This window comes from Lysobacter antibioticus HS124, from assembly GCF_000336385.2.
GTDB lineage: Bacteria > Pseudomonadota > Gammaproteobacteria > Xanthomonadales > Xanthomonadaceae > Lysobacter > Lysobacter firmicutimachus.
In genome coordinates, this window is sequence record NZ_HG424523.1 from 1 (window position 1) to 7661 (window position 7661).

The window sequence follows — 7661 nt, forward strand, 5'->3', positions numbered from 1 at the left end:
GTCGCGGCCGCGCGCGGGCTCGCTGCGCCCGCCCGAACCGCCCGGCGCCGGGCCGGGCTCGGCCGCGCCGCTGGGGCGGAACGCGAGCATGCGCAGCACGCTCATCTCGAAACCGGCGCGCGGACTCGGCGCCAGCGGCAGATCGCGGCGGCCGTTGACGCTCATCTGGTACCACAGCTGCACGACCTCAGGCCGCAGCTGCGCGGCCAGCGCGTCGACATCGACGCCGTCGGCCTCGACCGCCGCCTCCGGCACCAACTGGCGGACCTGGATCCGGTGCAGGGCGTCGCTCAGCGACTCCAGCACGCTGCCCCAGTCCGGCGAGAACTCGGCCAGGGTCGCGACCTCGGCCATCAGCCGCGTGCCGTCGCCGTCGGCCAGCGCGGCCAGCACCGCGCCGACCCGGGTGCGGTCGACCGAGCCCAGCATCGCCGCGACCGCAGCGCCTTCCAGGCGCGTGTCGCCGCCGGCGCCGCCGTAGGCGATGGCTTGGTCGAGCAGCGACAGGCCGTCGCGCAGGCTGCCGTCGGCGGCCTTGGCCAACTGGCGGATCGCCGACTCGTCGGCGCCGATCTGCTCGGCGGCGAGAATGCGGGTCATCTGCCCGGCGATCTGCTGCTCGTCCAGGCGCTTGAGGTTGAACTGCAGGCAGCGCGACAGCACCGTCACCGGCAGCTTCTGCGGGTCGGTGGTCGCCAGCAGGAATTTGACGTGCCCCGGCGGCTCCTCCAGCGTCTTCAGCAGCGCGTTGAACGCCGACTTCGACAGCATGTGGACTTCGTCGATCAGATAGACCTTGACCCGGCCGCGGCTGGGCATGTACTGGGCATTGTCGATCACCTCGCGCACGTCGTCGACGCCGGTGTTGCTGGCCGCGTCGATCTCGAGCAGGTCGATGTAGCGCCCGGCGTCGATGTCCAGGCAGGCCGCGCACTCGCCGCAGGGATCGGCCGAAGTACCGCGCTCGCAATTGAGCGATTTGGCGAAGATGCGCGCGATGGTGGTCTTGCCGACCCCGCGGGTGCCGGTGAACAGGAAGGCATGGTGCACGCGCCCGGTGCCGAGCGCGTTGGTCAGCGCGCGCACGACGTGCTCCTGCCCGACCAGTTCGGCGAAACGCTTGGGGCGCCACTTGCGGGCGAGGACGAGATACGACATCGGATCCTTTGCGATGAGGCCTGCGGACGAGCCGCCAGGGTAACGCGGCACAGCGCGCGCGAGCGGGCGCCGTCACGACGCTGGGCGCGGCACTGTGGAACCCGCGCATTGTGCCACGCCGGCCCCGCGCGGCCGCGCCCGGAGCGTCCGCCGGGACTCGGGAAACCCCCCTTATAGCGGCCCGGAAGCCGGGCCGGCCACGCCCAGCTTGTCCGCCAGCCCCCGCCAAGGCTAGAATTCCCGGCTCTGAACGGCCCGCCCAGCGAGTCGCACAGATCCCGGAGAGGTGTCCGAGTGGTTGAAGGAGCACGCCTGGAAAGTGTGTAAGCGTCTAAACCGCGCTTCGGGGGTTCGAATCCCCCTCTCTCCGCCAGTTCACGTGAAGAAAGCCCCCGAGTCCGCTCGGGGGCTTTTTTGTTGACCGAAACCGCGATCGCGCCGTCCCTTCGATCCAGTTCGTCGGTCAAGCCCGCCGAAACCGGCTCGTCCAAACCGGTGCGTTGAGTCGACGGCATTCGGCGCGGTTTCGATCCGGCGCTGGTGCGGATCTTGTCGGTCCACCATGCGAGCCGCGCTCGCCGAGGGCGGCTGCGACAGCCTGTCAACGATCGTGCCCCGCCGCATCGCCGGCGGCCGTGCCCGGTACCTGCGTCCATCGCCCGAGCGGCTCGAAAGCCTGTCCGCGCCGGGCGAGATCGCCGGCGCGCCGGGGCGTTGCGAGCCGAACGTCCATCGCATTCCCGCTTCGCTCGGAACCACGCGACATCCGCGCCCGCTGTGTCGTCGCCGGCGAAGTCCGCTGTGGACCATTGCGCAACGACACAGGCATCGCAGCGCCAGCGCCTTCCATCGCCGACCGGCGGTCGCAGTGCAGCGCGTCGGCGTATGGACAGAGCGCGACTGCGGACTCACTACAACCTTTCGTTACAACTGCCATCGCAGTCGCACGGGCGAATTGCGTTGCTCATCGCAATTCCATAGAGGCGTGGCGCCTAGATTGCGCGCGGCTCGCGACGGAGCGGCCCAATCCGCGTGCGCCCCGCCGCCGTCGCGGCTCTCGCCCTTGCGGGCGCATCCACCACACAAGGATTCTCATGAGCAAGAAGATTCCCGCCAACGACGCCACCCCGACTTCGCGTTCTCGCCGCCAGCTGATCGGCGCCGCCGGCCTGATGGCCGCGGCCACCGCTAGCGCCGGCGCGGCCGCCGCAGCAGCGGTCGCGCCGAGCCCGCGTCGCACGACGGCCGCCGCCGGCGCGCTGGCGCTGCCCGCCGACGGCCGGGTCAACGTCAAGGACTACGGCGCCGTCGGCAACGGCAGCACCGACGACACTGCGGCGATCGAGCGCGCCCGCGATGCGGTGTTCGCCTCGGTCAACAGCAACGGCTGGCTGACCCACCATCTGTATTTCCCCGCCGGCGTGTACCGGGTGACCAAGGCCGACGCGCTGCTGCCGATGGTCGGTCCGCAGTTGCGCAATTACGTAATCGAGGGTCAGGGCAAGCGCAGCTCGGAAATCCTGTTCGACGCGCCGCTGGCCAGCGGCGACCGCTTCAACAACAACCTGATGACCGCGGCCGGCCGCCTGCGCCAGTTCCGCGTGCGCGAGATCGGCTTCCGTTCGGCGCGCGCCGGCCTAAGCTGGCTGTTCGCCTGGTCGGCGGTCAACGATTCCAATCAGGACTTCGCTTTCGACGATGTCGAATGGCGCGGCCCGTGGGAGCGAATCATCGGCCTCGACGGCCCGAGCGACTCCAACCTCAACTCGGAATGGTCGTTCAACCGCTGCCACCTGGCCAACGACGTGGTGATCGGCGACGCTTTCCTGCATTCGGGCATGTCGCCGGAGTTCGCCCAGCAGGACCAGTTCCTCAACTTCTGGTTCCGCGACTGCAAGTTCGAGTACAAGAGCGGCACCCTGCTGCGCTTCGCCAAGGGCGGCTACATCAACGTCTACGGCGGTTCGTGGATCCACACCAATACCGATCCGCAGGTGCCGTCGGTGTTCTTCGATCTGCCGGCGCAGAGCCATTCCAATACGGTCAAGACCCTGGTCGTGATCGGCGTGCGCTTCGAACTGCGCTCGACCAGCAGCAAGCTGCTCAACTGCGGCTGGGACGCCAAGAACGGCAGCCTGACGTTCATCAGCTGCACCGACGCGGCCTGGGCGCATGTGTCCTCGGTCGGACCGCTGGCGTTCCCGGTCACCTACCGCCCGCGCAACGGCGACATGCCGTTCGTGAAATGGCAGTCCTGCCAGTTGATGGGCCGGCACGAGTCCTACGCCACAGTCAATCGCGACCGGTTATTGTTCGAGCAGTGCAATACCTTGAACGCGACCGCGGCGACGTTCGTGGTGCAGCGCTGACAGGGATGCGGAGGCCGAGTATCTCGCCCCCCCAAGTTGCCGTGTCGCCCTTGCCGGAACAGCCTGGCGCCGCGGCGGACCCGCGACGGCGCCTGCAGGCCCGAACGGTGGCGCACAAGACGTGCGCTCCGCGATTGAAGCGCATGCGTCGATAAGACAGGGATGTCTTATCGAAAAATCCCGGCGCCGGCATCGAAGCCGCAGGGGAGATTTCCGTGTACCGGATTTTTTGCCGATTTTGACCGAAGGACATCCGGCGGGATTTTGGGGGGCGCCCCAAGACAGTACCCGTCCGCTTGCGGGCGGAAGCCTTGCTTGCGGCGCGAGGCCGCAAGAACGCGGTCGCGGCTCGCGCCGCTCCTACAGACGCAGGATCCGACTCGGCGCTGGGGTCAGACGCGTCCTGTCAGCAGCGCGCGGGCCCAATCTTCGCGCGCGTTGCGGCGGGCCAGCGCCGCCGCCGCGCCCCAGTCGTAGTCGACTTGCAGCAGTTGCGCATGCCAGCCGTCACGGTCGCGTTCGACGATGGCGTAGCGCGCCTGCGGCGAACCGTTCTCGACCCGGTGCGGGTGCGGATGCTCGCCGGCGTAGGCCTGCAAGCCGACGCTGCCGGGATTGACGATCAGGCGTCCGTCGTCGAGCCGCAACGCGCGCGGCACATGGGTGTGGCCGCACAGGATCAGGCGCGCCGGGTCGTCGCCGGCGCGTCGCGCGACCTCGCCGGCGTGCGCGGCACGCATGCCGCCGGCGTCGATGGTTTGCAGGAAGCACGCCAGATCGCTGGCGGGGGTGCCGTGCACCAGCAACACCTCTTCGTCCAGGCGCAGGCTCGGCGGCAGCGCGCGCAGCCAGTCGCGCTGATCCGGGCGCAGTTCCGCAGCGGCGTGGCGGTCGGAAGCGCTCATGCGTTCGAGCGGATCGAACAGCACTTGGCGCTCGTGGTTGCCGGCGATGGTCGGCCAGCCCAGTTCGATCAACCGGTCCGCGGTCGCGCACGGCTGCAGCGGGCCCGACAGCAGGTCGCCCAGGTCGACCGCATGCTCGACGCCGCGCCGGCGAAAGTCGGCGATCACCGCCTCGAGTGCACCGAGGTTGCCGTGGATGTCGGAGAGCACTGCGATGCGCATGCGCCGATTCTACGGCCGGTTTCTACGGCAGGTTTCAACGGCCGGCTTCACTCGTGGGGTTCAGCGTATGACGCCGACGCACGGCCTCGCCGGCCCTCCTGGCGGGCCCGGACGAGACCGTCGGCGGCCGCGGGCCCGGGCGTCCCGAGCCCTGCCGCGATCGATCCAGGCGCGCAGCCGATGCCGCCGCCGCGAGACCGCGAGACGCGGCGGCGCTGAACGCCCGCCGCGGCCGTGATTGCGCCGCGGCGGGGGCTCAGGCAGAATGCTGGGCCTCGCGACGCGCCTGCGCATCGCCGAGTCTATGGTGGCCCCGTTGGCGCCTCCGCGACGATAGGTCGAAAACCCCGCCAGGGCCGGAAGGCAGCAACGGTATCGACTGATTCGGGCGCCGGAGTCACGCTTGCGGGGCCGCCGCCTTTTCGGGCCGGCATTCCCGCTCCGCTCTCTATCGCCTCGCCCGCGCCGGCCGAGGCTGCCGGACCGGCCTCGGCGCGCCTGGCCGCCCCTGCGCCTACATCGCCCGATACGCCTGCGCCAACGCCTCGGCGAAATCCTCGAACCGGGTCGGCGGCGTGTTGGTCGCATTGCGCCCCTGCAGCGAACGGATCAACTCGGCGTTGATGCTGCGGGCCAGTTCGACATAGGCCGCGGCCAGATCCGGCGCGAAGCCGGCGCCGATCAGCCCGTCCACCGCCTCGCCCGGCTCCAACTGCCGGTACTCCAGATCCGACAGGCCCAGGCGTTGGCCCAGGATCGCGGCGGCCTGCGCATGGCTCAGGTCGCGCTCGCCGAGCAGCTCGCGCACTTCCACTCCGCGCCAATGTCGCGCCAGCAAGGCCCAGGCCGCGGTTTCGGCGATGTCGCGCTCGGCCTTCGCCGCGCGTTTCCACCAACAGGTCGGCGAACCGGCCAGGCAGTACCTGGCGCGCTGGCGCATGCACGTCGCCCTGACCTGGCTGCGCGAAGGCGACCGGGCCATCGCCGATATCGCCGAACAACTGGGCTACCAATCCGAAGCCGCGTTCTCGCGCGCGTTCAAGCGCGTGCTCGGGATCACCCCGGGCGCGGCGCGCCAAGGCGAAGCGGTCGTCGCCCTCGACGCCTGAAATCGCTCAGGGCGCAGGCGTCAACGCCAACGCGTCCGGCTCGCGCCCGGTCGGCCAGCGCGCCACGACCCGCCAGCGACGGCGATCGATCACCGCGATCTCGTCGCCGCCGCTGATCGCGACATAGACGCGCGGCCGCCGCGGGTCGGCGATCGCGCCGATCGGCAGCGCGGCGCGGCCGAGCAAGGTATCGCGATACTCGACGCCCTCGCGCGCCAGCGAGACGCGCGCATGCAGGCGCTTGCGCCGCGCGTCGAACACCGACAGGGTGGCCGCGCGCGCGTTGCTGACCATGGCGTAGCGGCCGTCGGCGGTGAACGCGACGCGGATCGGAAAGCCCGGGCTGTCCAGGGCCGCGCGGATCGACAGGTCGTCCGGGTCGTGCACGGTCACCGTGCCGGCCTCGCGGTTGCCGACCCAGATCTCGCCGCTGCCGGGCCGCACCGCCAGGCCTTCGGCGCCGGCGCCGGCGGCGACTTCGTCGGTCTTGCGGTTGCGGCGCAGGTCGATCCGGCTGAGCGTGCCGCGGTCGATCTTGCTGACATAGGCGCTGGCGCCGTCGGCGCTCACCGCGACCATGTGGCCGCGACCCTCGCCGAGCGCGATCTCGGCCACGATCCGTCCGTCGGCGACATCCACGCGCAACAGCTGCGAAGTGGCCTCGGTGGTGACCAGCAACTCGCGCCCGCCGGGCAGGAAACGCAGGCCGTGCGGGCGGCCGTGGCGGCCCAGCCCGATCCGTCGCGGCGGCTGTTTTCCGTGCAGGTCGAGCACGGTCAGGGTATGCCCGGGCGCGTCCTTGTCGCCGTAATCGGCGACCACCGCCAACGCGCCGTCGTCGGCGACCGCGATTTCGTGCGGACCGCGTCCGCTGGCGAATGCGCGCAGCTTGCGTCCGTCGTCCAGGGACAGGCGCCAGACTGTATCGGCCGCCTTGTTGCCGACCAGCAATTCGCCCGCGGCCGCAGGCGCGATCAGCAGATACAGGCCCAGTCCCAGGGATCGCAAGCGCATGGCGGTTCGGCTCCGATGAGGTTTGCGACAGCGCACGACGGCGTCGAGCGGAGCCTAGCGCAACGCCGGCCAGCGGCCGCGCACCTGCGTCGCATTCGCGCGCCGGCGTTTACGGCGGTTCGGGGTGCAGCCAGTCGGCGGCACCGTCGGCGTAGCGCTCGTGCTTCCAGATCGGCACGCGCCGCTTGGTCTCGTCGATGATGTAGCGGCAGGCGGCGAACGCGGCATCGCGATGCGCGGCGCTGACGCCGACCCACACCGCCAGTTCGCCGATCGCCAGATCGCCGACCCGGTGCACGCAACAGGCTTCGACGATGGCGAACTTTTCCATCGCCTCGGCCAGCACCCGCTCGCCCTCGGCCTCGGCCAGGGCGGCGTAGCTTTCGTAGCGCAAGCCGGCCACGGCGCGGCCGTCGTGGTGGTCGCGCACCCAGCCCTCGAAGCCGGCGTAGGCGCCGGCGCGCTCGCTGAGCAGGCGCTCGCGCAGCGGCGCGATCTCGAACGGATGCTCGGACAATCGGAAGCGCGCCATCGCTCAGCCTCCCGAGACCGGCGGAATGAAGGCCACTTCGCTGCCCGCGCGCGGCGCCTCGTTCCAATCCGCGAAATCGCCGTCCACGGCGACCCGCAGCCGTTCGACCGGCAAGGCGAAGCCGTGGCGCCGGCGCAGGGTTTCGTACAAGGCGCGCAGGTCGGGGCCGTCGGCTTCGACCGCCTCGCTGGCGACCCCGGCGGCGTCGCGCAGGCTGGCGAAATACAGCACGGTCAGCCGGCTCATGCGCTACCCCGGCGGCGCGCGCGCACCGGCTTGGTCGCGGCCGACCCGGCGGCGCTCGTCTGGCTGGCCGCCGGCCGCCGCGCAGCGCGCTCGCCGGCCGCGGGTT

General features: G+C 70.8%; 8 protein-coding genes, 1 tRNA gene and 1 other RNA gene. 4 read left to right on the forward strand and 6 right to left on the reverse strand.

Annotation, left to right across the window (positions count from 1 at the left end; genetic code table 11):
• Positions 1-1158 (reverse strand): DNA polymerase III subunit gamma/tau (dnaX, locus tag TX83_RS15135; RefSeq protein ID WP_141233521.1); only part of this gene is annotated, 1158 nt, incomplete at its 3' end.
• 280 nt (positions 1159-1438) lie between these two features.
• Between dnaX and TX83_RS15140 the strand changes: the two genes are divergently transcribed.
• Positions 1439-1531 (forward strand) — tRNA-Ser (locus TX83_RS15140).
• Positions 1532-2252: 721 nt separating this feature from the next.
• Complete coding sequence (locus TX83_RS15145; protein ID WP_064748801.1) at positions 2253-3527, forward strand: glycosyl hydrolase family 28-related protein; 1275 nt, start codon at positions 2253-2255, stop codon at positions 3525-3527.
• A 392-nt stretch (positions 3528-3919) separates the two neighbouring features.
• Here the strand turns inward: TX83_RS15145 and TX83_RS15150 are convergent, their stop codons facing one another.
• On the reverse strand, positions 3920-4654 hold the full coding sequence (locus TX83_RS15150; protein ID WP_064748802.1) for a metallophosphoesterase family protein: 735 nt from the start codon (positions 4652-4654) through the stop codon (positions 3920-3922).
• 314 nt (positions 4655-4968) lie between these two features.
• On the opposite strand from TX83_RS15150, the gene ffs reads away from it, so the two are divergent.
• Positions 4969-5065: signal recognition particle sRNA small type (gene ffs / locus TX83_RS15155), an RNA gene on the forward strand.
• Positions 5066-5168: 103 nt separating this feature from the next.
• Here the strand turns inward: ffs and TX83_RS15160 are convergent.
• Positions 5169-5594 (reverse strand): hypothetical protein, encoded by a 426-nt coding sequence (locus TX83_RS15160; protein ID WP_186442613.1) that lies wholly within the window; start codon positions 5592-5594, stop codon positions 5169-5171.
• On the opposite strand from TX83_RS15160, the gene TX83_RS15165 reads away from it, so the two are divergent.
• Positions 5515-5763 carry a helix-turn-helix transcriptional regulator gene (locus TX83_RS15165; protein ID WP_064748804.1) on the forward strand — a complete coding sequence of 83 codons (249 nt, stop codon included), beginning with the start codon at positions 5515-5517 and terminating at the stop codon, positions 5761-5763. The genes TX83_RS15160 and TX83_RS15165 overlap by 80 nt on opposite strands.
• A 6-nt stretch (positions 5764-5769) precedes the next feature.
• Here the strand turns inward: TX83_RS15165 and TX83_RS15170 are convergent, their stop codons facing one another.
• From TX83_RS15170 to TX83_RS15180, 3 genes are all read right to left on the reverse strand, one after another.
• Positions 5770-6777, reverse strand: a complete 1008-nt coding sequence (locus tag TX83_RS15170) for a YncE family protein (RefSeq protein ID WP_064748805.1) — start codon at positions 6775-6777, stop codon at positions 5770-5772.
• Positions 6778-6886: 109 nt separating this feature from the next.
• Positions 6887-7309, reverse strand: coding sequence for a molybdenum cofactor biosynthesis protein MoaE (locus tag TX83_RS15175; RefSeq protein ID WP_064748806.1), 423 nt, complete (start codon positions 7307-7309; stop codon positions 6887-6889).
• Positions 7310-7312: 3 nt separating this feature from the next.
• A complete protein-coding gene (locus tag TX83_RS15180) occupies positions 7313-7555 on the reverse strand; it encodes a MoaD/ThiS family protein (protein WP_064748807.1) in 243 nt (80 codons plus the stop codon).
• Positions 7556-7661: the final 106 nt, after the last annotated feature.

Excerpts from the sequence above, each read along its gene's own strand:
- TX83_RS15145 (WP_064748801.1), top strand. The coding sequence starts at position 2,253 with ATGAGCAAGAAGATTCCCGCCAACGACGCCACCCCGACTTCGCGTTCT.
- TX83_RS15150 (WP_064748802.1), bottom strand. The coding sequence starts at position 4,654 with ATGCGCATCGCAGTGCTCTCCGACATCCACGGCAACCTCGGTGCACTC.
- TX83_RS15165 (WP_064748804.1), top strand. The coding sequence starts at position 5,515 with ATGTCGCGCTCGGCCTTCGCCGCGCGTTTCCACCAACAGGTCGGCGAA.
- TX83_RS15160 (WP_186442613.1), bottom strand. The coding sequence starts at position 5,594 with ATGCGCCAGCGCGCCAGGTACTGCCTGGCCGGTTCGCCGACCTGTTGG.
- TX83_RS15170 (WP_064748805.1), bottom strand. The coding sequence starts at position 6,777 with ATGCGCTTGCGATCCCTGGGACTGGGCCTGTATCTGCTGATCGCGCCT.
- TX83_RS15175 (WP_064748806.1), bottom strand. The coding sequence starts at position 7,309 with ATGGCGCGCTTCCGATTGTCCGAGCATCCGTTCGAGATCGCGCCGCTG.
- TX83_RS15180 (WP_064748807.1), bottom strand. The coding sequence starts at position 7,555 with ATGAGCCGGCTGACCGTGCTGTATTTCGCCAGCCTGCGCGACGCCGCC.